The organism is Asaia bogorensis, from assembly GCF_900465345.1.
Classification (GTDB): domain Bacteria; phylum Pseudomonadota; class Alphaproteobacteria; order Acetobacterales; family Acetobacteraceae; genus Asaia; species Asaia bogorensis_A.
Genome location: NZ_UEGO01000040.1, coordinates 1 through 24703 on the forward strand (window position 1 = coordinate 1; position 24703 = coordinate 24703).

22 protein-coding genes and 5 pseudogenes are annotated in these 24703 nt (G+C 54.7%); 11 read left to right on the forward strand and 16 right to left on the reverse strand.

Annotated elements, in window-relative coordinates; genetic code table 11:
* The 3 genes and pseudogenes from ED655_RS16155 to ED655_RS15020 form a co-directional block, all read right to left on the reverse strand.
* Window positions 1-159, reverse strand: a 159-nt coding sequence (locus ED655_RS16155) for a transposase (protein ID WP_205836065.1), incomplete at its 3' end; no start/stop codon positions are given.
* A gap of 86 nt (window positions 160-245) precedes the next feature.
* Window positions 246-1037 (reverse strand): annotated as a pseudogene (locus ED655_RS15015) (transposase); the annotation flags it as partial.
* Between the two features lie 54 nt (window positions 1038-1091).
* Window positions 1092-1808 (reverse strand): annotated as a pseudogene (locus ED655_RS15020) (IS6 family transposase).
* A gap of 66 nt (window positions 1809-1874) precedes the next feature.
* Between ED655_RS15020 and ED655_RS15025 the strand changes: the two are divergent.
* A pseudogene (locus ED655_RS15025) lies at window positions 1875-2213 on the forward strand (IS5/IS1182 family transposase); the annotation flags it as partial.
* Window positions 2214-2669: 456 nt separating this feature from the next.
* Here the strand turns inward: ED655_RS15025 and ED655_RS15030 are convergent.
* Window positions 2670-2900, reverse strand: coding sequence for a hypothetical protein (locus ED655_RS15030; protein ID WP_122050914.1), 231 nt, complete (start codon window positions 2898-2900; stop codon window positions 2670-2672).
* 186 nt (window positions 2901-3086) lie between these two features.
* Between ED655_RS15030 and ED655_RS15940 the strand changes: the two are divergent.
* Window positions 3087-3257: pseudogene (locus tag ED655_RS15940) on the forward strand (transposase); the annotation flags it as partial.
* Window positions 3258-3682: 425 nt separating this feature from the next.
* On the opposite strand, the gene ED655_RS15035 reads toward ED655_RS15940, so the two are convergent.
* Both ED655_RS15035 and ED655_RS15650 read right to left on the reverse strand, forming a co-directional pair.
* Complete coding sequence (locus tag ED655_RS15035) at window positions 3683-4120, reverse strand: CPBP family glutamic-type intramembrane protease (RefSeq protein WP_162993562.1); 438 nt, start codon at window positions 4118-4120, stop codon at window positions 3683-3685.
* On the reverse strand, window positions 4117-4287 hold the full coding sequence (locus ED655_RS15650) for a hypothetical protein (RefSeq protein WP_162993563.1): 171 nt from the start codon (window positions 4285-4287) through the stop codon (window positions 4117-4119). The genes ED655_RS15035 and ED655_RS15650 overlap by 4 nt, the downstream gene beginning before the upstream one ends.
* A 357-nt stretch (window positions 4288-4644) precedes the next feature.
* Between ED655_RS15650 and ED655_RS15040 the strand changes: the two genes are divergently transcribed.
* Window positions 4645-5402 (forward strand): IS5 family transposase gene (locus ED655_RS15040; protein ID WP_122050962.1). Its coding sequence is split into 2 segments (ribosomal slippage): window positions 4645-4975 and window positions 4975-5402, totalling 759 coding nucleotides; the frame shifts between segments, so codons are not numbered across the junction.
* A gap of 286 nt (window positions 5403-5688) precedes the next feature.
* Entirely contained in the window at window positions 5689-6291 is a 603-nt protein-coding gene (locus ED655_RS15050; RefSeq protein ID WP_122050918.1) for an ATP-binding cassette domain-containing protein, read from the forward strand.
* Between the two features lie 123 nt (window positions 6292-6414).
* Here ED655_RS15050 and ED655_RS15655 read toward each other — a convergent pair whose 3' ends face one another.
* The 5 genes from ED655_RS15655 to ED655_RS16160 form a co-directional block, all read right to left on the reverse strand.
* Window positions 6415-7014: a hypothetical protein gene (locus tag ED655_RS15655; RefSeq protein WP_162993564.1), complete on the reverse strand. Its 600-nt coding sequence runs from the start codon at window positions 7012-7014 to the stop codon at window positions 6415-6417.
* A gap of 14 nt (window positions 7015-7028) precedes the next feature.
* Window positions 7029-7964, reverse strand: a complete 936-nt coding sequence (locus ED655_RS15055) for an ATP-grasp domain-containing protein (RefSeq protein WP_205836062.1) — start codon at window positions 7962-7964, stop codon at window positions 7029-7031.
* An 807-nt stretch (window positions 7965-8771) separates the two neighbouring features.
* A complete protein-coding gene (locus ED655_RS15060) occupies window positions 8772-9509 on the reverse strand; it encodes an HNH endonuclease (RefSeq protein WP_122050921.1) in 738 nt (245 codons plus the stop codon).
* 52 nt (window positions 9510-9561) lie between these two features.
* Window positions 9562-10467, reverse strand: coding sequence for a DNA adenine methylase (locus ED655_RS15065; RefSeq protein ID WP_122050922.1), 906 nt, complete (start codon window positions 10465-10467; stop codon window positions 9562-9564).
* Window positions 10468-10481: 14 nt separating this feature from the next.
* Window positions 10482-10763, reverse strand: coding sequence for a helix-turn-helix domain-containing protein (locus tag ED655_RS16160; RefSeq protein ID WP_122050924.1), 282 nt, complete (start codon window positions 10761-10763; stop codon window positions 10482-10484).
* 175 nt (window positions 10764-10938) lie between these two features.
* Between ED655_RS16160 and ED655_RS16165 the strand changes: the two are divergent.
* From ED655_RS16165 to ED655_RS15095, 5 genes and pseudogenes are all read left to right on the forward strand, one after another.
* Window positions 10939-11094 (forward strand): annotated as a pseudogene (locus ED655_RS16165) (transposase); the annotation flags it as partial.
* A gap of 149 nt (window positions 11095-11243) precedes the next feature.
* Complete coding sequence (locus tag ED655_RS15080) at window positions 11244-11543, forward strand: WGR domain-containing protein (protein ID WP_122050925.1); 300 nt, start codon at window positions 11244-11246, stop codon at window positions 11541-11543.
* A 128-nt stretch (window positions 11544-11671) separates the two neighbouring features.
* Window positions 11672-12250 (forward strand): tyrosine-type recombinase/integrase, encoded by a 579-nt coding sequence (locus ED655_RS15085; RefSeq protein WP_205836064.1) that lies wholly within the window; start codon window positions 11672-11674, stop codon window positions 12248-12250.
* 192 nt (window positions 12251-12442) lie between these two features.
* Window positions 12443-13096 (forward strand): ParA family partition ATPase, encoded by a 654-nt coding sequence (gene parA, locus ED655_RS15090; RefSeq protein WP_122050928.1) that lies wholly within the window; start codon window positions 12443-12445, stop codon window positions 13094-13096.
* Window positions 13093-13386, forward strand: coding sequence for a ribbon-helix-helix domain-containing protein (locus ED655_RS15095; RefSeq protein WP_122050929.1), 294 nt, complete (start codon window positions 13093-13095; stop codon window positions 13384-13386). The genes parA and ED655_RS15095 overlap by 4 nt, the downstream gene beginning before the upstream one ends.
* 286 nt (window positions 13387-13672) lie before the next feature.
* Here the strand turns inward: ED655_RS15095 and ED655_RS15660 are convergent, their stop codons facing one another.
* From ED655_RS15660 to ED655_RS15105, 3 genes are all read right to left on the reverse strand, one after another.
* Window positions 13673-14653, reverse strand: coding sequence for a retropepsin-like aspartic protease (locus ED655_RS15660; protein WP_162993565.1), 981 nt, complete (start codon window positions 14651-14653; stop codon window positions 13673-13675).
* Between the two features lie 312 nt (window positions 14654-14965).
* Window positions 14966-16027 (reverse strand): hypothetical protein, encoded by a 1062-nt coding sequence (locus ED655_RS15100; protein WP_122050931.1) that lies wholly within the window; start codon window positions 16025-16027, stop codon window positions 14966-14968.
* A 159-nt stretch (window positions 16028-16186) separates the two neighbouring features.
* Window positions 16187-16816, reverse strand: a complete 630-nt coding sequence (locus tag ED655_RS15105; RefSeq protein ID WP_122050932.1) for a recombinase family protein — start codon at window positions 16814-16816, stop codon at window positions 16187-16189.
* Window positions 16817-16910: 94 nt separating this feature from the next.
* On the opposite strand from ED655_RS15105, the gene ED655_RS15110 reads away from it, so the two are divergent.
* Both ED655_RS15110 and ED655_RS15115 read left to right on the forward strand, forming a co-directional pair.
* Window positions 16911-19808 carry a Tn3 family transposase gene (locus ED655_RS15110; protein ID WP_122050933.1) on the forward strand — a complete coding sequence of 966 codons (2898 nt, stop codon included), beginning with the start codon at window positions 16911-16913 and terminating at the stop codon, window positions 19806-19808.
* Complete coding sequence (locus tag ED655_RS15115) at window positions 19751-22213, forward strand: Tn3 family transposase (RefSeq protein ID WP_240993705.1); 2463 nt, start codon at window positions 19751-19753, stop codon at window positions 22211-22213. The genes ED655_RS15110 and ED655_RS15115 overlap by 58 nt, the downstream gene beginning before the upstream one ends.
* A 1030-nt stretch (window positions 22214-23243) precedes the next feature.
* On the opposite strand, the gene ED655_RS15125 is transcribed toward ED655_RS15115, so the two are convergent.
* Window positions 23244-24122, reverse strand: coding sequence for an ABC transporter substrate-binding protein (locus tag ED655_RS15125; protein WP_023977968.1), 879 nt, complete (start codon window positions 24120-24122; stop codon window positions 23244-23246).
* Window positions 24119-24700 (reverse strand): ANTAR domain-containing response regulator, encoded by a 582-nt coding sequence (locus tag ED655_RS15130; RefSeq protein ID WP_023977967.1) that lies wholly within the window; start codon window positions 24698-24700, stop codon window positions 24119-24121. Before ED655_RS15130 ends, ED655_RS15125 begins: the two co-directional genes overlap by 4 nt.
* Between the last annotated feature and the right edge of the window lie 3 nt (window positions 24701-24703).

Below are 24703 nucleotides of genomic sequence, written 5' to 3' on the forward strand. Positions count from 1 at the left end.
CTGATAAAGATGCTGCCGTGCGATAGCGTGCCGCCGGGCCACGTCCGCCACACTGGCCCCGTCGATCCCGACCTCCGCCAGGATCCGTAGCTTCTGCTCATCCGTCCAGCGACGCCGCCGCTCGACACCTACCAGGATCTCAGCCCGCATCGTCACCATCCACAAGCGACGTCAGTATTGACGCCAATAATGACGTCAACTTACTCCCAAGCGACACACCTCAGAAGGCGGCCTCGAGCGGCCGGTTACAGAAAGAGGAAGCGTCGCATGTTATAGACGATATTGGCCAGATCGATCTTCATGGTGGCCCGGGTGATACCCACGGTCTGGACGAACAGACCCGTCTGCGATTTCTGATCAGCGAAGACGTGCTCGACACGCGACTGGATCACCGATTTTTCTGCGTTGGGCTGCTGGGTGTGGCGGGACATGGGCTTGAGATGCGGCTTTTTCCTGTGGACCTTCGAGACGAAACCCTCCTTTTCCATGAAGGCCTCATTGACTTTCGAGCGATACGCCGTGTCTGCTCAGACGCCTGAGGCCGTATTGGCTTTATCTAACAGCCCCTCTCTTAATCGCTCTTAATCGCGCACCATCACTGGCGGCGGCATCCGTCGCTTTCCATTTTCGGATGAACCGGAACTTCCGGTCGATGGAGATGTGCGATTTATAGCCAAAGAACGGAATGGCGAGGTCCATGGTCGGCATGGTTCCATCTTCCTGCCGTTTTGCTTTCGTGAACTTCAGCGTCCAGCGCGCATGCCTGTCCTTGTGGGACAGCTTTGACGCCTTGTCCTGCCAGCCTTCGGGGATCTGGCCTGCCCGAAGATCCGCTTTCTCGGCATTCGTGTTGCGCTGCCTTGGAGCGGCCACCAGTGTGGCATCCAGAATCTGGCCGGACATCGGCAAATACCCGGCGTTGCGCAGGGTAGCATCAAACCGGTCAAACAGTGTTTGGATGGCCCCCGCCTGGGTCAGACGCTCGCGAAACAGCCAGATTGTTTTGGCATCGGGCACCCCCGATCCGACAGTCCCAGGGGCTCTGTTGCAAAATCTTGGATTGTTAGCGCAAACTCGAGGCTCAGGGCTTTTCAGAATGTGTAGACCCCGAACTGCCTCTCGATCAGGCGCATTTCTCCCATGATACCCTTTTCCTGCTGCCAGGGTTTGGCTCGCCCCTTTTTCAGGGCGCGCATGACTTCGAAACCCTTGATCGTGGCGCAAGCGGTTTTCAGGTTTTTGAAACCACGAGCCGGCCTGATCAGCTGTTTCAGCTTGCCATGATCGGCCTCGATTACGTTGTTCAGATATTTCACCTGACGGTGTTCCACCATATCCGGCAGTTTTCCGTCTTTTTTGAGTTCGCTGATCGCGATGCCGTCGGTCGGGGCCTTGTCCGTGTTGATCGTCTCGGGCTTCTCCCAGTCCTTCAGACCGTTCACCGCTTTGCCCAGAAAGTGCTGCGCAGCCTTGGCATTCCTGGTCGGCAAGAGATAGAAATCGATCGTATTGCCGTTTCTGTCGACAGCCCGATACGGATACGCCCATACTCCCCTGACCTTGATATAACTCTCGTCCATCCGCCAGCTGCGGGTGAAGCCCGGGCGTTTCCAGTATCAGCGCAGGCGCTTTTCGATCTCAGGCGCGTAACGCTGGACCCAGTGGTAGATCGTTGAATGATCAACGTTGACGCCGCGTTCGGCCAGCATGGTTTCAAGATCCCGATAGCTGATCCTGTAGCGACAATACCACCGCACAGCCCACAGGATCACCTCACCCCGGAAATGTCGTCCCTTGAAGTCACTCATACACCATGTCCCACGCCAAAACCGTGGCCGGTTTCAAACAGGGAGACCGACTTTGCAAAAGAGCCGATCCGTAAATGGCGGACGGCGCATGCCGGCGCCAGACTGCGCAAAGGTCTGCTGGATAAAACCAATACGGTCCCCGCAGTATGGGCCGACATGGCCTACCGCTCAAAGGCCAATGAAGACGTCATGGAAACGCAGAGCTTTGTCTCGAAGGTTCACAGAAAAAAGCCGCATCTCAAACCGATGCCTCAGCATATCCAGAGGGTCAACGCAGGAAAATCGGTCATCCGATCTCGGGTCGAGCACGTCTTCGCTGATCAGAATTCTCAGACGGGACTGTTCATCCGAACTGTCGGCATGACCCGAGCGATTATGAGAATCGGACTGCTGGCGGTAATGTAAGATCTAATAGACCCTAGCTTTCAACATAGAAAGCATTCCTCTCCGCTGCAACTGCCATGTTTTAGCTATACGTCCTGAGCCTAACGCGTAGTCAATTCCGGAAAATTTTTAAATAGAAAAAACCACTGTCAACAGAAGAACTGAAGATACCATAAGAAAATCGCTAACAGACCTTTGGCTTTTTTCACGAATTTTTCTATTATTCATGTAAGACGAAATAATTATCCAAGAAGCCAAGATCGCCACCAAAGAAACAATAGTGTATGATGACGATTGGGGAGTCGTCTTCGTTATATTATACGCATGACTCAAAACGCTACATAATGAGCCCAAAAAATATATCAACACGCCACTGCAAATTGCCTGAATTTCTAGACGAATCATGTTATTCATTCCATGTGCGAAATAACACTTGCGTATAGCTTATCTATACGCAAGTGTTATTTATAATTATTACTATTCGGCCATCTGTCTTAGCCATGTGGCTCCAGCCACGAGAGATGCACCACCTACCGCAAATCCAGCCGCCGCACCTGCACCAATCGCTGAACCGGCAATGAACGGTGCTGCTGCGACAGCGGCAGCACCAACGATACCATATAATGCAGCCTCACCGGCATATCCCCAGTTCACTCCGCCAGAGATATGATCAAAATCGTCGTCACTGAGGGTCTGGATATCGTTCATTTTGAATACCTTTCGTCAGTTGGTTACACAAAAAATATATTCTGTAATTTTCAGTATTTAATAGTAAATTTTTGGAAATGTTTCGACATTTTTCTAGAAGTTTTATAGTTACGCTTAGATCCTATTTGGAAACTATGAGAAGTGTGATTCAAGCTCTGGATGTAGGCGCCAGAGCGGAGAGCCAGAGTGGTCGAAATTGTCCGATAGACGAAGCGTTATCCGTCTGACATGACGGATGAAGAATGAGAGCGGATCACGCCCTTGATGCCGGATTCGGGGCGCATATGTCGACTATGGGATGTCGCATTTTGCGAAGTAATCAGTCCAGGGCACTATCCGGTCCGATCTGGGTGTGGATAGCGAATGCTGCCAATTAATTTCGGACACTGGCACGGCGTTAAGTCAGTTCGGCAACCGAGATGATTGACGGCCAGAGCATCAATGCGCCGTGAGCGCCGCATCGACGTCTCACAGGTCATAACCATCGTCGCCACGGGCGCTAGCCCCGGAAATGCCGTCCCTTGAAGTCAATCAGGCCAATCGCCCTGCACAAGAACCGGCTGCATGCGTGAATGCCAATTTTGCAATAGAGTTTGTTGTAATATCTTCGTGTACGGTACCGAAGCCTTCCGTAGGGAGGGTTTAGGAGGACACACTATAAACAGCAATGTCACATTACGGACGAGTCAGTGACCACGCTCTTTGATATTACAGCTCCCTATACGTTATCATATCGAACCGAAATACCAACCAGAAGCTCGAGCGGGACCTTTTCAACACAATCAACGCCAAAACAGACAAGCAAAAATTATTATGAGAGAATTACACAATAAATGTGACAGTGATGTTGTCATGAACGCATTTAATCTCATACGGTTTGCACGAAAATAGCATAGCGAAAAGTTTGCTCCACCCAATAATCCTGGCAGCAGAGCAACAAAAAATCCCCTTCCATCGATATGGATAGTATAAAATAGCAATATAGATGAAATGAAATAAATTGATGGTTTCTTGTAAAAAGCCTTGTATATTATATGTTGAAATACAAAAGTTTCAATAAAAGGCGCAATCAACAATCCGGACAAAAGGACAAAAATCATACCATGACTTATGTTGTTGCCACTATCTTCAGGTATATTCAAGGTTGTAGATATTGCATTTGTAATAACTACTAGCGGAATACTATGCTCCGCTAGTAGTTTTGCTGTTGCGTTTTTCAAAAAGAATTGAATCCTTCGTAAACTCCACCAGCAAAATTATATGCAGCTTCGCCACCCTGTAAAACCATTTCCCCAATCTTCTTCCATGGGATAGCGCCAGATATGAAGTCCAAGTCTTCTATATCTAAGTCAATCAACGGCAGGTCATTAGAAGATAAATCAAGCATAGCAACAACCCTAAAGTTATTTAGGAGATTCCACCATAAGAGGTTGCAACACCATATGCAAAGCCCTTCGCAGCGACGCCAATTACATAACCAACGTCATGGAAAAACCCTGAACCCCATGATCCTGTTATGGGGGCGTCACATAGAACGGGCACGGATATACGCTAAGGGATCCCCCACTGGCGGAACAGTTCGGATCGGGCTTTCCCGAAAGGGATGGTGAAATGGGAAGGCGGGCATTTCTGATCCTCTCCCGTTGCACGCTTGGCGTACAACGGGAGAGGATATGTCGTTAGGCTCAGGACCCATTGATCTGGGCGGTCGAATATGATTCAGGCTCCTGCGAGGAGACTGGGTATGAGCGACCTGTATTGGCTGACGGACGAGCAGATGGCCCGTCTGGAGCCGTTTTTTCCGAAAAGCCACGGTAGGCCGCGGGTAGATGACCGGCGTGTGCTGAGCGGCATCATTTTTGTGAACCGCAACGGACTGCGCTGGCGGGACGCACCGTGGGAGTATGGCCCGCCCAAGACGCTCTATAATCGCTGGAAACGCTGGGGTGCAGCGGGGATCTTTGTCCGGATGATGGATGGTCTGGCGGCGGGCAGGTCAGATCACCAGACGATCATGATCGACGCGACCTATCTGAAGGCGCACCGCACGGCCTCGAGCCTGCGGGTAAAAAAGAGGGTGCAGGCCGCCTGATCGGTCGCCCCAAAGGGGGCATGAATACCAAGCTGCACGCGGTAACGGACAAGAACGGTCGCCCGATAAGGTTCTTCATGACGGCAGGGCAGATCAGCGACTATACTGGTGCTGCTGCCCTTCTGGATGATCTGCCTGCCGCAAAGTGGCTCCTGGCCGATCGCGGCTACGATGCCGACTGGTTTCGGGATGCCTTGGAGGAAAAAGGGATCAAACCCTGCATTCCAGGACGAAAATCCCGCGGGAAACCCGTCAAATATGACAAGCGCAAATACCGCCGCCGCAATCGTATCGAGATCATGTTCGGGCGCCTGAAGGACTGGCGCCGCGTCGCCACGCGCTACGATAGATGCCCTGTCGTGTTCCATTCCGCCATCTGCCTCGCCGCCACCGTCATGTTCTGGCTATGAGTCCTGAGCCTAGGGGCGCGAATGGTGCTTTCAGCGGAGATGTCGGTCGGAATGCTGGTGGCTTTCCTGGGTTATCGCGACCAGTTTTCCAGCCGTTTCGGCAGTCTGGTAACTGCTGGATTCAAGATTAGAAATCTGCGCGTAAAGTGTGACCGACTGTCGGATATTGCGTTGGCCGACGCCGAGGTGTCGGAGGGTGACAGGGGCTCTAAGCTTGCTGCTTTTCCTGCCTCTGAAACTGAGACTGACGGAGCAGTCCTCGAGTGTCGGAACGTAGGCTACCGGTATGGCAAGGAAGATAACTGGGGTTTTTAGAAATGTAAATTTGCAAGTTCCAGCTGGGAAAAGCCTTGCAATCACGGGGCCGTCGGGCTGCGGAAAATCGACATTGTTGGCGATCCTGATGGGGTTGGTTCAGCCGGAAGAAGGGGAGGTTCTGTGGAACGGTGTTGTAATCGGACCATCTAACCGCGAAGCATATCGGTCTCAGATCGCGGGAGTGCTTCAGGACGATATTCTATTGTCGGGTAGTATTGCGGAGAATATTGCGGGATTTGACGAGAATATCGATCTTATCCGAGTGGCGGAATGTGCAAGAGACGCACAAATTTTAGCCGATATTCAGAGAATGCCAATGAATTTTGATACGCTTGTCAGTGAAATGGGGCACACTCTTTCAGGAGGCCAACGGCAGCGTATTATTTTAGCCCGTGCCCTCTATCGTAAGCCTAAAATCCTCTTTTTAGATAAAGCAACTAGCAATCTTGATGTCAAGGCAGAGCAGTCCATTGAAAATAATCTTGTTAGCATAGAAACTACGAGGATTATTGTTACGCACCGAGGTGAAACTCTTCAGAGAAGTGGTTATGTATTCGCGATGCAATATTAATTATTTTCCTAACTTGTTTGTGCAGGGCGGTCTAACGCGGGCCACCGGCGCGCTTCAAAAGTATATTTGTGGTAAGATAATATTTAGCGATCCTTAAATACTTTAATATTACTGCCGGTCATGTCATTGCTTTTCAATATTTGAAGAAAAGTCTTCTTTTCTTAATCTTTCTGCTAAATCTTTCAGATTCGTAATATTCATAGCATTACGCACATTATCCGAAACTAATTCGGAATCAAACGGTTCTCTTGATGCCTCTCCAATAGGATCACCGTTCTTATCTAGGTCATAATGCGTCTGTGTGCCAAATATTTGAGGCTTTCCTATCGTTATAAGATAACGATCAAGAGTGGCTGCTGAGATCCAAGAGGCCCTTTTATATCCCTTTGATAGAGATACAATAGAAAATATATGTGCTAGCAAGTAGTTTTTTGGATTACTTCCATGCTGTTCTATGAAGGCGGCCTCATAATAGTCAAGACCTGTCTTTATTCCATTGTTTTTAAGCATTTTTTCTACAATAGATATTCTATAATTATCAGCCTCTGAGAGTTTTTTCCAGTTAATGTTTGGAGTGGCGCGGTCAGACTGATCTTCGTGGAAAAGTTTTTTCAATTCACTGCTGTCATGGCTTATTGCTTCAGCGGAAAAAGCGCTATGGGCGCTGACATTGAAAACAAATATCAGTAACAGTATTGTTGCGGTAGCTTTAAATTTTAGCATGAGGTATTCTCCCGCTATTGTCGCAAATATTCCACGATTGCATTTGCGACGTTGTGGGCAGTATTCGAGCCGATAAGTGCATCAATCCAGTCCCATTGCCCTGTTGGATTTATATCCAAAAAAATATAATCATCCTCATCGGTTTTTATCATATCAATCACGCCATAGTTTAGTCCAATAAGTCTCATGAACAAATTAAGCTTATGGACTAAATCTTTTGGTATAGTGGTCTCGAAAAACATTTCGCGACGTAATGATTCTTTCCTCCAATCAATCACGGCGTGATCGTAATTCTGACTATCAATGCCTATCGCGGATATGGACCCAAGACACCAGATCAATCTTAATTCATATTTTTTCTTGATATACTTCTGTATTAAATTAGGAGCTATTTTGCAAGAGTTCCTGAATGAATCTATATCATGCCTAGTCATTAATGACGTATAAACTATTTTATTTCCAATAAAGGGACTTGATAGGGTTTTGTAAACAACCTCATCATGCGCAATAGTAAAATTTTCAATCTCGTCATATGAGTTTGAGACGATACTAGGGGGAATTAAAAGACCAGATTCCAATGCTTTTTTTAGCGCATATACTTTGTATGAGGCTTTATCTTTGTTTGTTTTTTTATCAATCCACAAAGTATCTCTATCAAGTTGCTGAAGGCCCAAAAGAGCATGCATCCATTCAGTCCGACAAAAATCTCTCTCGAGGGTTACATTGGAGTCTATATCATCTGGCCAATTGTCTTTGAACATCCAAAGAATAACTCGATTGCTATCAGCAAGTTTGAAGAAATCTCCACTATTTTGGGGAGAAAAAGAAAAATCTAAGTCAAAATCTCTATCCACGAGGGTTGATTGCGCGCCGATATTCCGTAACGCTGTTGCTATTGTTTGTCCGTGTGAGTTTGATTTGTCGCAAAAAATTAGAACGCCATCATTCATCATTGTGGCCTTAATATTGTTATCCTCACATGAGTCATGGTTAGATATGATTCATGTGAGGATGCACTTAATCGTTATATTTTTTCGAATTTCCATGGTCATCACTGACCACTATTACCGTCGGCTTGTTTTTTACGGGTGTGATTCCCCCGAAGACATCTGACAATTCTTTTTCCGTTAGTGGCTTGACGTCCGACGTTGCGAGACGTACACCCATAGCAATAGTATTTCCCATTTTGGATTATCCCTTGCTGTATTTTGGTTGCCTATAGTGCAACCAAAATACATAGAACCCGATTTGTCGTATCCGTGACAAGAAAAAATTATCTGTCTGGTTCTGAAATGGGGTGGGTTCCGGCTGAGGGCGCTGATGCGGCTCTGTTGCAAAGGCTGGAGCGGTTTATGTGGACCTGATTTTTGGGCTTTTCAGAAGGTGTAGATCCCGAACCGCCTTTGCAACAGAGCCGCATCAGCGCCATGTTTTTTCGATCCCTTCCCGTGATTGTCGGTCGATTTGGCCCGTTGCAGGACAAAAACAGCACGCTCTGCCGTTTTCTAAGAGAAGTGGACCCAGAGGTGGCCCCCTCCGTTCGGACAGTTTTGTGGGCCTGATAAGCTATAGCCGGTTGTTGTCATGCAGCAGCCGAAGCCCGGATCATCATGACCACCGCAACACTGGATACGTCCCGCGTCGCCGCGTAGTCATAAGAAAACCCTCCACTCCGAGGGGGCAAGCTCACGGTTACTGACGAAGATGAGGCATTAGACTCAAGCGAACTGACCTCTGTCACTTCCGGTACGGTTCACTTATACCTCGCCCTTCCGCGCCAAGCGTAGCATCAGTTCGGACATGGTGACGCCCTCGGTTTTTGCACGGGTACTCATGTCGTCGTGTAGGACCACGTCTGAACCCCGCCAAACCACGTCCGTTCGACGTATTGGCTCCATCGCTATGTGCTCGTAACTCTCGGGGAACGCCCAGAAGCACTTGCGGCAGGTCTCCGGCTCGCGGAGCTTGTAATTGAGGCACGCTTCGCACGCCCAGGACTTGGAACGCTGGCTGGACTTGTCCAGCGGCATAAGCTCTTCCAGGCGCCAATTAGGGATTTCGGGATCGCCCAGCACCCGGAAAGGGACGCGATGGTCAACAGTCAGGGCGGTGGCCGGCATGGTCGCCCCAGTAAGCCAATCGACATGCCCGTAGTGAGCCAGTACCTTTGCCTTTACTGTCTTCGGGATAATGGTCCGGCCGTTGAAACGGCCCTCAACAATATCCCCGGCACGTCCAAGGGTGTATCGCCCGGTCCGGCCTCCGGTGCTGCTCCTGGCTTCGCCCGTGATTAACGGAATGCCCGCATCCCGTACGTCGCGTGCCGCGCTGGCGGCATCCCTATATCCTGCTGCTTCGAGTTCCTCCGTCGTCACGGAGCCGTTGCGGAGTATTGCGTTGAGCAAGACTTTGCCCCGCTTGCTTCCTTTGTTGAGGAATCGTTCGGCCATCTCGCGGACGGCGGGGTCGATGTTTGGCTCGGACTCGTCAGGCATGTACCTAGGATACGGGACCGCGCCGCCATGAGTCTAGCCGGCGCGCGCCTCCTCAGTAGGCGAGGACCGCTTGGCGAGCGAGTGAGCGGTCTAGGCGCAGCACTTCCATCACCGGCTCCGCCAAGCCTTCGGACAGGTAGAGGCTCTCCACCGTCTCGTCTGTGCCGCCGTTCAACGTCGCTTGGCTGGAGCGCCCGGCGTGGAGGCTGAGGCGGACCAGCCGCAAATCATCCGGCAGCGGCGGGGCGTAGACCTTCTCGCCGCACATCCCATCGTAGGACAGCGCGAACTCGATACGGCGCGCGATGAGGGGGCGCAGGCCCGCTACCAACCGCTCTTGCGTCATCCACTCGGCGTAGCGCCGGTCCCGGCCTATGGAGGTGCCCAGATAAGGCGGGTCCATATAGATGAAGTCCCCCGGCTTTGCATCGACCAACGTATCCACCCAATCGCTAGCGCGGATTTCCGTTTTTCCGCTCAGTAGGCGAGACGCTCCCTCGATAGCAGCCCGCATTTTATCAGGGCGCATCCCGAGCCGCCGCTTATCGACCGACTGCGTAAACGCACCCTTGGCATTGAACCGGACGGCATTCTTAACGCAGCGACAAAGCAAATAGAGCAGGTCAACCGGATCACTGTTTTCGTTGAAACGCTCGCGCACGCGGTTAAAGTAATCGGGGTCTCCCGCCGTTTGCCCCATCCATATCTCAGTATAACGAGAAGCGGTCTGACCCGGGTGAGCGAGGATGGCTTGCCAAAGATGCATCATCGGAGCCAGCGAGTCGCCGAGCACGATCCGCCGTGGATTTCGTTTTGCCGCAGCCCAAAGGGACATTGCTGCCGAGCCTGCGAAGGGCTCGTACCAAGTGTCGATCCGATCAGGAATATAACGTCCAATAAGGGGTGCCAAGAGGCGTTTGCTGCCTTGGTAAGGAATGGGATGCGGGAGTTTTATCACTAACTATCCATCCTTCACGTTCCCTTCGAATTTGCCGTGATACCGTAAGGGCGATTCTGCTCGTCTATAAGCAACCCAACCCCCGCGTTTTCTAGTACGGCTCGAAGAGCCTCTAGGTTATTTCGCATGGGCGTACGTCTGCCGCTCTCGAAATCTTTCAAGGTGCTGTGGCCAATCTTTGCTCGTCGCGCTAACTCCTCTTGCGACCAGCCAAGCCAGCCTCGCGCCGCGCGGCACTGATCTGGTGAAAGCATGGAAATATCATATTGCTGATAGGCTAATTTAGTCAACGTCATCTTTTATGGATGACTGCACAAATCATTCAGGAAGGTTGTGGTCTGCCCTAGAAAAATTGATCCATTTCGGAAAAGAGTCCTGATGGATAAGACGATGGATCGACAGAGATCTATGGCGGAGCAGATTGTCGCGAGGCTGCATAAGATCTAGGTTCAGGTTGGTCGAGGTGCCACGGCGGAGGAAGCGTGCCGACAAGTAGGCATTGCCGAGCAGACATTATATCGATGGGGCAAGGAATATGGCGGTCTGAAAGTCGACCAGGTCCGGCTGATCCGCTCTGGGACTGGAGGAGACAAGTTTTCACAAGCTACAGGCTCCCTGATACACTAAGGTATACCCTGATACACTATTAGAAATAGTGTATCACAGCGCGCCGCCGCCGTCTGTCTTCCCGTTCTGACATATCCCCGAAAACGCTGATCTTCCGGTCGATCTCGCTGTCTTCCCTCTGCCGATTGTGATACAGTTCTCGCGGATAAATGCCCAAAGCGTCTCAAAAGGCCTCGTCCCGCCCCCTCACCCAGCTTAGCCTCTTCCCTGAAGAGGCCGATCTCGCGCGCATCGACGCCACCGCCAATTGCTGGCGCTTTTACCGCCTCTCCTTGCAGGAAGATCTCTTCGGCGGCACCGCCCTCATCCGTCACTGGGGACGGATCGGCACAGGCGGCCAATTACGTGCGGCCCTCTATCGCGATCGAGGCGCGGCCCAGGGTGCTCTTGAGGACCTGCTGGGGCAGAAAATGAAGCGGGGCTATCGGGCACGGAAGGACAGTATGTGAAACAGAAAGGGATGAGGGCTCTGCCCTCACACGCCCCCAGGGTCCCATCGCGGCAACGCGATGGAATGGGACTGCAGGAGGCGCGGCCTCCTGCACCTCGATCAGGTAACTCGGCGCCTGTGGGAGGGATGCAGCTCTTTGATCCGAAGGGCGCGCGAAAATATCTGACCATTGCCGAGCGCGATCGTTTCCTGAAAGCGGCCGAGCTGGCACCGCGTGAGGCGCGGACCTTGTGCATGACCCTGGCCTGGTCGGGATGTCGGTTGTCCGAGGCTCTGGCGCTGACAGCCGATCGGGTCGATCTCGCCTCTGGCGTCCTGGTGTTCGAGACCCTGAAAAAACGCCAGGCGGGGATCTATCGCGCCGTGCCCGTCCCCCCTGCCCGGCTCGACGCTCTCGATCTGGTCCATGGGTTGCGCGCGCTTCAGCGCAAGGGCGCACGTCATCAAGAGACCCGTCTCTGGCCCTGGTCGCGCATGACCGGCTGGCGGGCTGTGCATGCGGTCATGGAGGAAGCCGGGCTATCCGGCGTGGCGGCGTCGCCCAAGGGGCTACGGCATGCTTTTGGGGTGGCGGCCGTCTCCAATGCCATTCCCCTCAATCTTGTTCAGAAATGGCTCGGTCACGCCCAGCTCTCCACCACCGCCATCTACGCCAATGCCTCAGGCGTCGAGGAGCAGGTTATTGCCCGGAGAATGTGGGGATAGATGCGCTTGGTGCTGATCCATAGCCAACCAGTGGGGCGAAGTCCGTGCCGCTGAATTGCCGTGCGATTAGAAACAAGATTTTTCTTTGAGAGGCGCAGGTGATGAATCTTGCCTTGGGCTTCCCCTCTTGCCGGCAAGACTGATTATCGCTTATGACCACATGCAAACATGCGGTCATGTAAGGATATGCACATGCCAACAATTGCAATCATTAGTCAGAAAGGCGGCGCCGGCAAGACCACCCTCGCCTTGCATCTGGCCACCGCCGCCGAAGATGCCGGGCATACCGCGCTGGTGATTGACCTCGATCCCCAGGCGACGGCGAGCCAATGGGCGGCATGGCGTCAAGATGCGCCCCCGGTCGTGATCGACAGCGCCCCCCCTCGCCTCGCCCCCAAGATAAAGCAGGCGACGGGTCAGGGCGCGGCGTTCATCGTGATTGATACCCCTCCTCATGCCGACAGCGCAGCCAGCGCTGCCGTCGAGGCGGCCGACCTGGTACTGATCCCGTGTCGGCCGAGCGCGTTCGACTTAGCCGCGATCAAGACGACTGCCAGTCTTGTGAAGATGCGCGGCAAGCCCGCGTTCGTGATCTTCACGGCGGGAAGCCCGACTGCGCCGCGCATGTATGACGAGGCCGCGCAACTTGTGCAGGATTATGGGCTGAAGGCTTGCCCGCACCATATGGCCGATCGCGCAGCCTTCCGTCACGCAGCGGCCGAGGGAAAGACCGCGATGGAGATCGAGCCGAACGGTAAGGCGGCCGATGAGGTGAGGCAGATTTACAAGTGGGTATGCAATCATGTAAACATGCAATCATTAAAGAAGTGGAGAGCTAGCGTATGAGCAGCCGGAAAGGATCATTGCTTGCATTGCGGGATCGCGATTCCGCGCCGTCGCCGGCGAAGACCAAGGCGGACACACTGATCGCGCCTAGCAGCGGCACGGCGATGGGTAGTAGCCCGGTTGCGCCGAGCCGCCAGGGCAAGAAGGCGATGACGGGCTATTTCAGCCCGGAAATGTCGTTCGCCATGCACATGACTGCCCGCAAGCATGGCATGAGTTTGCAGGACGCGATGGCCGAGGCGTTCAACGACTGGCTCCGCAAGATGGGAGAAAGTCCTGTAGGCAAGTGAGTATGTTCACGTGCAATCATTTGTGAGAGACGTAGAAATAGTCGGTCGGATGGTTTCGTTGCAGCGAGCGGCGTGAAGTGGTCCCGGATGTGGAACACAGCTTGCCCTCTGAACGACCAGACATATTGAGCAAAACGATTCAATCATTCGTTAGTAGCCTTGGAATACCCTTGGACAGACTGTCCGTCCCCCCCCTTATAGCCACGATCAGACAAGATCATCGATAAATGGAGGTGCCCATTTCATTGACGAATCAGCAGCTTTACCTCTTAATATTACATTGCGCTTACGGTTCCTCCTCCACCGCTGTAGATGCGACACGCATTTCCGTAGGGGAGGAAACAGTGGCTTTCGGTGGAGGGTAGGGTACATTGGCGGGCGAGAGAAATATCTCTTGGTTCGGTATATCTAGAATCATGTTAAATCGATATAGTATGTCCTCACCCAAGATATTTTCTTCGGCGTCTCGCATAACTGCTAATCTCGGATTAGTAACAGTAAAGTCACCTATCTTAAGTTCGCGAAACTTATGATAAACTCCCAATAAAATATTTCCAGAGGCGGCTCGCATATGGGGATCATTCGCAAAAGAAGAAAATGGAATACCCATAGATTTAGCGGTATTCATTGCGACAGCACTATGGTTGGACGTGAATGATATTTTGGCAGCAATGGGATGACCATCTATAACTATGGTAACTTGGTTATATTGCGGTTTAACATTTCCTGTGTTTACTAGTTTTACTAACGTACTATTGGGTAACATATTTCCTATACTTGGACAGTTTTCTCCTCCATACTTGAATATATAGAAGTTCTGATTCGAACTATCTATATATTCAGAAAACAAAGATAAGATGTCATACCCCACAATGCCGAGAGCCTCAGCGGATCTAGCTTCGGAAATCTGCCGTTTATCGAAAGTTAAAACCCTCACATTGGTGATATCAAGAGGACCCAATTTGAGAGAATTTAGATCCGCTTCAGATGCCACACCAAAACCGGTAAAATTATAGTATTCTGTGTTGAACAATGATTGTAACCAAAGTCCTCTGTGCTGAAATATGGTTGTTTTAGTAGAATATGGTGAAAAGAAAAGGTGTGATGAGATACCGTTCAATGTTGCGGGAATAAGGGGAGATCCTCCTTTGTTAGACATAGGCAGTATGATAGTATCATGAATACATCGCTGTATATCACTGCCAATGACTGACTTCGGAATAAGCATAAATCCGACGAGGAAAAGAGAGGTTCTCGCGCTTTTCATAATCCGTCTTCCTCTTGAGATAAAATTTTGATTTTATACAGTTCTTGGTTTCGTATCTTCGAAATACCGCGGCTGCCTGAGGGTGACACATACAACGGGCACAGATATACGCTTGGCTTATCGGAAAACACCTGTTTGCCGAAGCCGGAAGAATTTTCATTTAAGTTCATTGGTCTGTTCGTGAGCGTATATCTGTGCCCGTTGTATGTGGGGTTGGTTCAGGCTGAGGGCGAAATGACACCCTAAGCAGAATGGCGATTGCACGGCAGGAAGCCAGCACGTCTGATTTTGCGTTCTGCTGTGCTTAAAATCTCAAGGTTCCAGCAAGCGTTGCGTGGCGCCGTTCCAGCGCCATAGGGAGCTGCCGGTAAGCCGCGTGCCTCCCCACCAACGGTGAACCGGGTTGTGCTGCGACCAGTTTGCCGCACCGTCCCGCACCCGGCGCCCAAATTCTGTCAGAGTGACCGGCGATTCCATGAATGTCCGCCGTCGGGTCTCGTCATCATGCATGGCAAGGTCAAACGACGTCTCAGTGATGCCCGCCAACGCGGGCATGTGCGCTGTGCCGAGCGCGCACATCGTCTGGCCGAACTCCCAGAAACCGGGTGCCATGCGGGTGCTGACCTGTCCTACCCTCTGAAGCAGCGCCGTTGCCGGGCGATCCTTGTCCTTGAACGGGTAATCGACCGCTTCTCCGCGCGCTTCGATCTTGTCCCACCATTCGTATCGCTCGGTCAGGCGCAATATGCGTCGCGCGCCGGCGCCGAGGCCTGATGCGTCCGGCAACTCGTCGAGCATGCCGAGGACGGCGTTGCGCAGGCCTGGCAAGCGACCAAGATCCTCGTTCAGCAGTGCAGCCCAGGCTTGCGGAGTGGAGGTGCGGAATGCCGCCCAGGCGCGGGACGCCAGCCCTACGTCTTTGATCGTGATGGGAACGGGCGGCATGAACCAGTTTCCCGGGTTGCGAGCGCCCAAACGCTCCTCTGATTGCTTAAGGCGCAGTTTGGGCAGGATCTCCGGGATGTGGCCGATCCAGTCGAGCAGCTGGATCAAGGTCAGCTGTGCGTTGGGATCAGGATCGATCCAGAACGTCACCTGGTCGAACTGACGGGCCAGATCCGGCAGGCCGGACCAAACGCGGATTTCGCGTGAGGGTACGCCCTTGGGTTCGACGTCGAACCACCAGTCTTCAAAGGGTAATCCTTCAGCTTCATATAGGGCACGGCGATCGGTGAAGAAGCGTTCTGGCGGGCCCGATGCCGGGATCGGCCCTTCGGCCAATCGGCGGACAAACGTTATGACGCGATCGCCGATACCGGCCGCGAGCAGATGGCCGCGACCGCTGTCGCAAGTGGTTAGAAGAAGCTCTGACATGGGAACCTCCGTGTTATCGCCATATCAGCCTCCATCGGTCACTTCGGGCAAGTGATCCTTGTAAGGTGCGTTTGCTTTTTGGTTTGCTAAATTTAGACGCTGACGCTCGAGAGAAGAGTGAATATTGCCATCTTGGCAAGGTCATGGGTCTAGCCCCGCTCACCCCGTAATTCCGATATCAGAAACCGACTCCAGGCGCGATCGCCCAATGATCGCAGCTACTGTGTTTTTGCTGAGCCCGAGGTCGCGGGCGATCCACCGATAACTGCGTCCCTCCTCGACCAGGGCGAGTACCTTGGGCGCGAGCCGATCAGACTTTGGCCGATCGCCAAGTTGGCGTCCCAGCTTGCGACCACGTGCCCGGGCGGCGGCGAGGCCCGAGCGGACTCGCTCGCTCAGCATGTCGCGTTCAAACTGAGCGATACCGGCGAGTAGCGTCGCCATCATCCGACCGTGCGGGGTATCAACCTCGAAAGTCATGCCGCTCATTGCGACGACCGACACGCGCCAGCCCGACAGACGGTTCAGCGTATCGAGCAGGTCCTGCGTCGAGCGACCCCAACGACTCAGCTCAGTCACGAGGATCGCATCGATCCGACGTGCTTGCGCCAGTTTCATCACTTCGGTTCGCGCGGCCCGGTTTGCCTTCATGCCGGATGCGGTTTCGCGGAAGGTTCCGACCACCTCGTAACCGCCGCGCTCGGCAAAACCCGTCAGATCGCGCAACTGCCGCTCGCAGGATTGGTCCGCCGTCGAAACACGGGCGTAGATGACCGCGCGTTGTCCCAATTGAACCCCTCCGGATTTATGCCCCACAAACCCTTGATTGACGTGGGGTCAGTGTTGTCCAAAACAGACATCTGTTCAACTGGGACAATCGTGTATGCCTAGACGTCATATCCTCATCGACCGGCAACGAGCGGCCCTGCTCGATCTGCCGGTCGATGAGGTAGCGCTGCTCCAGCATTACATCCTGGCAAACGACGATCTGATCCATGTCAATCAGCGACGCCGTCCGGAGAACCGGATTGGTTTCGCCCTGCAACTGTGCGCGTTGCGTTACCCTGGACGGAGCCTGGCGCCGGGAGAACTGATCCCGCAGGTCATTTCCACCTTTCTCGGTGCCCAGCTCGGTATCGCCGGAGATACGCTTGTCCGGTATGCCGTGCGACGTCAGACACGTCAGCAGCACATGGAAGCCTTACGCCGTATCTACGGATACGGCACATTTCCCAGCCAGGGTGCTCGCGCCCAGGCTTTCCGAGACTGGCTGTCCGTCGAAGCCGAACAGGCGCGATCGAACGAGGATCTCGCTCGACGTTTCATCGCCCGCTGCCGCGCAACCATGACCATTTTGCCTGCGATCTCGACCATTGAGCGTCTGTGCGCGGATGCGCTCGTCGCCGCCGAGCGGCGGATGGAGAAGAAAATCGCCCAGCAGCTTGATCCCGCCGCCTGTTCTCGGCTGGACGACCTCACGACCGAAATACTGCCGGGCGGAATCACCCGGTTCATCTGGTTGCGGCGGATCGAGCCGGGCAACAATTCGGCCGCGGCAAACCGGTTGCTGGATCGCCTGGAATTTCTGCGTGCAGTGAATCTGGATACGCGATTGCTGGCAGGCGTTGCGCCGCATCGCGTCGCTCGTCTGCGCCGTCAGGGGGAGCGCTATTTTGCCGATGGATTACGTGACATCAACGCCGAGCGGCGCCGTGCCATTCTCGCTGTATGCATCATTGAGTGGGGCACCGCGACCGCCGACGCTATTATCGAAACTCATGACCGGATCGTCAGCCGCACCTGGCGGGAGGCGAAACAGTTACATGATGCGCGGATCGCAGACGCAAGAACGTCCGTGGCCGAAACGCTGGGCAGTTTCACCACTCTGGGTAGGTCGCTCCTCGCCGCCTACGGAGACGGTGCCTCTCTGGAAGAGGCGGTCGCGGATTCAGCCGGATGGGAGCAGCTGACCCGCCTCGTCGCCACTGGCATGCAACTGACAGACACGCTGGGTGACGATCCGCTGGCCCATGTCGATCAGGGTTATCATCGCTTCCGCCGCTACGCACCGCGCATGCTGCGGTGCCTGACGCTCGAAGCCGCGCCGGTTGGCCGCCCGCTGCTGGACGCGGCTATAGCCATCGCGATCAAGGGGGCCATTTCGGCAGGTGATGCCTTCCTCCGCCCTCATTCGAAGTGGCGCCGTCATTTGCGGGTGAAAAGCGACGATGACGCGCGCCTACGGGAAGTGGCGGTGATGTTTCACCTGCGAGATGCTTTGCGTGCCGGCGATATCTGGATCGAACGGTCGCACCGATATGGCGATCTCCGGGAGGTCCTGGTGCCGATGCCGGTCGCGCTGGCAACAACGCTGGCGGTCTCACCCGACCCGCATGTCTGGCTGGCCGAGCGCAAGGCGCGTCTCGCTGATGGGCTCGTCCGCCTGGGCCGCGCTGCCCGTAAAGGGACGATCCCGCAAGGCGTCATCGAGGACGGTGTGCTCCGGATCGACCGCCTGACTGCGGATGTTCCGGATGGCGTCGAGGCCCTGATGCTCGACCTGTATCGGCGAATGCCACCCGTCCGCATCACCGATCTCCTGTTGGAGGTCGATACGGCACTCGGTTTCACTGAACACTTCACGCATCTGCGCACCGGCGTACCCTGTGACGATCGGATCGGCCTGCTCAATGTCCTGCTCGCCGAAGGGCTGAACCTCGGGCTGCGCAAGATGGCCGAAGCGTCGAACACGCACGATTATTGGGAGCTTTCCCGGCTGGCACGCTGGCATGTGGAAAGTGAAGCGATGAACCAGGCGCTCGCGGCCGTGGTCGCTGCCCAAGGGGAGCTTCCCATGGCACAGGTCTGGGGCATGGGCACAACCGCATCTGCCGATGGGCAGTTCTTTCTAGCCGCGCGGCAGGGCGAAGCGATGAACACGATCAACGCCCGGTATGGCAATGATCCGGGCATCAAGGCCTACACCCATGTAAACGATCGTTTCGCGCCATTTGCCTCGCGCACGATCCCCGTCACGGTCAACGAGGCCCCCTACCTCCTCGACGGGCTGACGATGAACGAGGCCGGGCGGCGGATCGAGGAGCAGTATGCCGACACAGGCGGTTTCACCGACCATCTGTTCGGGATCAGCGCGATGCTGGGTTACCGTCTGGTGCTGCGTATCCGCGATCTACCGTCCAAAAAACTGTATGTGTTCGATTCCGCCGCCACACCTCGGGACCTGAGACCTTTGGTCGGTGGCAAGGTGCGTGAGGCGCTGATTGTTGCCAATTGGCCCGATCTCTTCCGGTGTGCTGCGACCATGAGCGCAGGACAGGTCGCGCCGAGCCGGATTTTACGCAAGCTCGCAGCCTATCCGCGTCAGAACGATCTGGCGGCGGCGTTGCGGGAGGTCGGCCGGATCGAGCGCACCCTGTTCATTATCGAATGGCTTCTTGATGCCGGCATGCAACGCCGTGCTCAGGTCGGCCTCAATAAGGGGGAGGCACACCACGCGCTCAAGAATGCATTGCGGATCGGGCGCCAAGGCGAAATCCGCGATCGCACGACCGAAGGACAGCATTACCGGATCGCAGGCCTCAATCTGATCACGGCCATCATCATCTACTGGAACACGCTGCACCTTGGTCATGCTGTCGAAGCACGGCGCCGGGAGGGTCTCGACACGCCCGATCACCTCCTTGCCCATGTCTCACCGCTCGGGTGGGCGCACATTCTTCTGACCGGCGAATACCTCTGGCCCAAGGACGCAAATGCTTAGGGTGTCATCTCGCCCCCAGCCGGAACCGACCCCTTCAGGATCTTGTTGCCCCCGGTGAGACGGAGCGGACACAGATGGGCTGGATGCGCGATTGGTCTGAGTCGCCTTCTGCCAGCAATCTGAAAGGCATTATCGACCGTCTGGATAAAGTGCGTGCCGTTGGGATCGAATCCGATCGGCTACGCCGGATCCATGCTGCACGCTATACGGTCATCGCGCGGACTGCGGGAATTGTCACCACGCAGCACGTCCGGCGGCTGGATCACCGCCGACAACTCGCGACGCTAATCGCTTTTGTGATCGAGATGGAAGCGACGCTCACGGACGCCGCAGTCATCATGGTTGAGAAGATGATCGGCTCCCTCTTTCGGCGCGCGGATCGAACACGGTCAGATCGGTTGCTCGGCCAAGCCCGTTTGCTCAAGGATTTGGCGAGGATTCACGTCAAACTGGTTCGCGTCCTGCTCAAGGCGAAAGAGGAGAGTGTCGATCCGGTCGAGGCGATTCAGGCTCACCTGGGATGGGATCGGCTAACCCATAGTGCACAAATTGCCGAAGACCTGACCCGTTCCAGCGAGGACGATCTGCGCGACGTTGTCGAACGCTATCCGTCTGTGCGGAAATTACTCCCCGCTTTTCTTGCTGCCTTTACCTTCCACGCCGCACGCAGCAACGATCCACTGCTGGGCGGGATCGATGCGCTGAAGAAGATGTATCGTGACGGGCGTTCGGTGCTGCCGAAACGGGTGCCACTATCCTTCCTCAAGCCACAATGGGCGAAGATCGTTTGTGTCGGTGACGGCCTGATCGACCGGCGAGCCTATGAGATTGCTGTCCTGGTTCATCTGCGGGAGCGGCTGGGATCGGGCAGTATTTGGGTGGATGGCAGTCGGGCTTACCGCACGCTCGACGACTATCAGTTGCCCAAGGCTGAGTTTTCAATCATGCGTGCAGAGGACCGGTTAGGACTGGCGGTACCATCGTCATTCTCGGCATGGCTTGCGGCCCGACAGGCCATCATGTCGGGCCGTATGGCGGCTGTCGAACAAGCAGCGTCGGCTGGCACGTTGGTCGATGTCACGATCGAACGCGGCCAGCTGACGATCTCACCGCTCCGCCGCTCGCCCGCTGATCAGGCTGACATTCTCAAGGCACGCTTATATGGCCTGGTGCCACGCGTCCGGATCACCGATCTGCTCGTTGAGGTCGCCGCATGGTCGGGCTTCACGGATCATTTTGTCCATGCCCGAAGCGGCGAGCCGACATCCGACCAGCCTGCCCTGATGGGGTCCATCCTTGCCGATGCTACCAATCTGGGACTAGGTCGGATGGCCGAAAGCTCGCGGGGGCTGACCCTGTCTCGATTGCGATGGACTACCGAATGGCATGTCCGCGATGAGACGTATCTCGCTGCGCTGGCGGCAATCGTGAATTGTCATACAGCTCACCCGATGGCGCGTATCTGGGGCGATGGCGACGTGTCGTCGTCCGACGGCCAGTTCTTTCGCGCTGGCGGCCGCGGTGAAGCACGCGCTGACTACAACGGCCGCTATGGCACGGATCCCGGCGTCCTGTTTTACACGCATGTTACCGATCGCTATACGCCGTTCCACACCAAGGTCATCGCGGCGAATGCGGGAGAGGCCGCCCATGTCCTGGACGGTTTACTCAACCACGAAAGCGAACTGACCATTCGCGAGCACGCGACCGATACGGCCGGTGCCATCGATCATGTCTTCGGACTGTGTCATCTGTTGGGCTTTCGGTTCGCCCCGCGTATCCGGGATCTGAACGAACGTCGTCTCTACAGCCTTGCGTCGCCGGTGCCGTGGCCCACCCTGCGACCGCTGGTCGCGGGTCCGATCAATGTCCGGGCTATCGAGGAGGACTGGAATGAGACCCTGCGCCTGGCCGCATCGATCCGTGCGGGAACAGTCACGGCTTCGGTCATGTTGCGCAAGCTGGCAGGTTATCCCCGCCAAAATCCTGTGGCACGCGCCTTGCGCGAAATTGGCCGTGTCGAGCGCACTCTGTTCATGCTCGACTGGTTCGATGATCCCGAGCAGCGACGGCGAACCGGCAGCGTTCTCAACAAGGGTGAGGCGCGTAATGCGCTCGCCCGCGCCGTGTTTTTCAATCGTCTGGGCGAACTGCGAGATCGCACGTTCGAAAACCAACGGCACCGAGCGTCCGGTCTGACGCTGGTGACAGCAGCGGTGACATTATGGAACACGGTCTATCTGGATCGGGCCGTGCGGCATCTTCGTCAAACGGGCATCGCGGTGCCCGACGATGTGCTCGCCCACGTGGCCCCCCTGGGCTGGGAGCATATCGGCCTGACAGGTGATTACCTTTGGAGCGAGATCGGGCAGCCCCGAGACGATTTCAGGCCGCTTCGGCTGTAATCCGCCCTCCAAAATCCTTAGCGTACGTTTTCGAACAGAATCTCACCGGGCCCCCAAATGGATAAGACACGCCAACGGCGCCAGTTTGAATTACACGTGCGCCTCCAGAAACCTTTGATGCAATGGTATTCTGCCCTCGATAGAGCAGTCCCGGGACGAGTGCAGTTCGGATTTCCGTCAGAAATGCCGATGGAGACGAGGCGTCGGGACCGATACGACCTTGCCGCGTTCGATCGCTTGATCGCCGAATTACCAAATGGGTGAACTGATCAGCCTTAGCGTAAGATTTCGCCCTCTACCGCAAATGACCCCTTCTCGATCCTTACCATCTCGACCTGATGCTCTCGCCTGGTCGCTTGCGAGATGGCCGTCTCAGCAGCGCAAACCGGTTTTCTGCCAATGACGCGCATTATGGAGACATGGAATACGGGTGCGGACTGCTTGTATCTGGTCCGAGTGAACGCAACGCCGGCATCCTGCACTATGGTATGATAAATGGATTTGCATGCGTTTTGCAGACATATACGAAATCGCGAACAACGTTCTGTGTATTGTGTAATGGTGACATTTGGCCAGGCATGCCTTTTAGCGCGATCCGTAAGGTCGTTATCTCTCGATATTTGTCCTGAATATTGAATCTGATCTTACGATGTTTTCCGAAAAGATTTGACGAGGTGGTTGAGAGATAAAAAACGCTTTGACGGGAAACATGTATTTTTCGACATTGGACCGATCGCTTGGAAAATGGCTCGGGAAACGGATCTTCTGATATTCGTAAGACGCTGTTGGAATGCCCCTTGCATCGGAAACTGACCACTTCAGGTTTTCCAACATGCTAAACGTATATCCGCGCCCATTTTATGTACCACCCTCTATATTAGACCCTCTTCTGTGCGAATTAATCTTGTTTCGAATGCGCATGAAACTCGAACCTCGCTACCTTCCCATTGCTTTACGTCTTGCCAGACCTCCCTCACGTTCTTCTCTCTCGATCTGATCCCAGAAATCGCCGAATGGTCTTGCAACGGTATTATTTGCTCCATGGAAGGAGGTCGTCATCGGCATTTATCCAGCTTAGCGCCTGCATCTCGGCAGCGATCCAGTCGATGGACTGATCATGTGATCGCCCAAGCTCGATCGCATGTGGAGCAATGCGGCTAGGCATAATCGCCTGTACAGCTTTCGTCGGGAGGGCCAGCCCACCCGCGTCGACGGGACGGCTCAGCATGCCGAGCGACGTTTCATGCTCCGCTGGGTCGAGGCAATGGGCGATCGATGTCTTTAGGACGCGCGTCAGTTGCATGGCATGCACGGGGTGACGTTCCGCCCAAGTCTCGGTCACGACGCACTGCTTTTCCAGATGACCTGGCTTGATAGCTGCCGATCCGCTAACGATTCGCCCAAGTCCAGCCTGTTCCGCGGCAGTGCCCCATGGCGGTCCAGCGCAGAAACCATCAATTGTCCTGTTTGCCAGTGCTTCCAGCATCATATCGGGCGGCATGATGATCAGATGTTCGAGCGCGCGCGGGCACTGTGCGAGCAGATACCGCCTCAACAGCAGGAAATGCGTCGAATAAGGGTGAACAACTGCCATGCATGGTGCAGACCTCTCAAGATAAGTCTGGTCGCGCAGAACGATCGTGTTGCCACCGAAGGACAGATCGGCAACAACCCGTAACGGTGTCGGTCGGCCACGCTTACCCAGATAGGTCATGATCGCAAGCGGCGGGAAGACCACGGCCGCGTCCAGCCGTCCCCAGCTCAACCCGTCCGCGATATTGGCCCATGACGGTTCCACCACGATGTCAGCTTCAATATCGGCCTGCGCGAACAGGTTTTTCTCATGAGCCATGAGAATCGGCAGACTGTCAGCTAACCGCAGGAGGCCGATACGAAACGGAACGCTCATGACTTCGGCCCCGGAGCCTTACGGTCGAGATACTGATGACAGATATCGACCATGCGGCGTCCATCCTGCATCGCGCGCTTTTGGAACCATCGATGGGCGGCGGCCTCACTGGTATTTTCAGATTTCATGAATAGTCTCTTGGCTTGATCGATTGCTGCGCGATCAGACAGATGGCGCTGTGCATCGCTCAGGGCGCGCGCCTGGGCCTGAAAGCGACCGAAAAGTGCTATTGCCGCTCTCAGTAGCGGCTTGACGTCGTGTGGGAGGGTCTCAATCACGTTATAGGAGCACACACCTGCATCAAAGGCTTCGCGCATCAGCGCCTCGTCATCCCGATCAACGAACAATGCGATTGGGCGATCCGTGCCTGCCCCAGCCAGCACGCGTACACTGTCAAGCGCATCGCGATCCGCACGGTCCAGATCGACCAGCACAATATCGGGTTGCACCATCCGCACCGCATCAAGCAGGGTCATGCCCGGTTCGGGCCGCATGACCGTCAATGCTGCATCGACACTCAGTATGTCTGAAAGGGCGACGGCACGACGAGGACTGGAATCGGCGATCAAGACACGCATGCC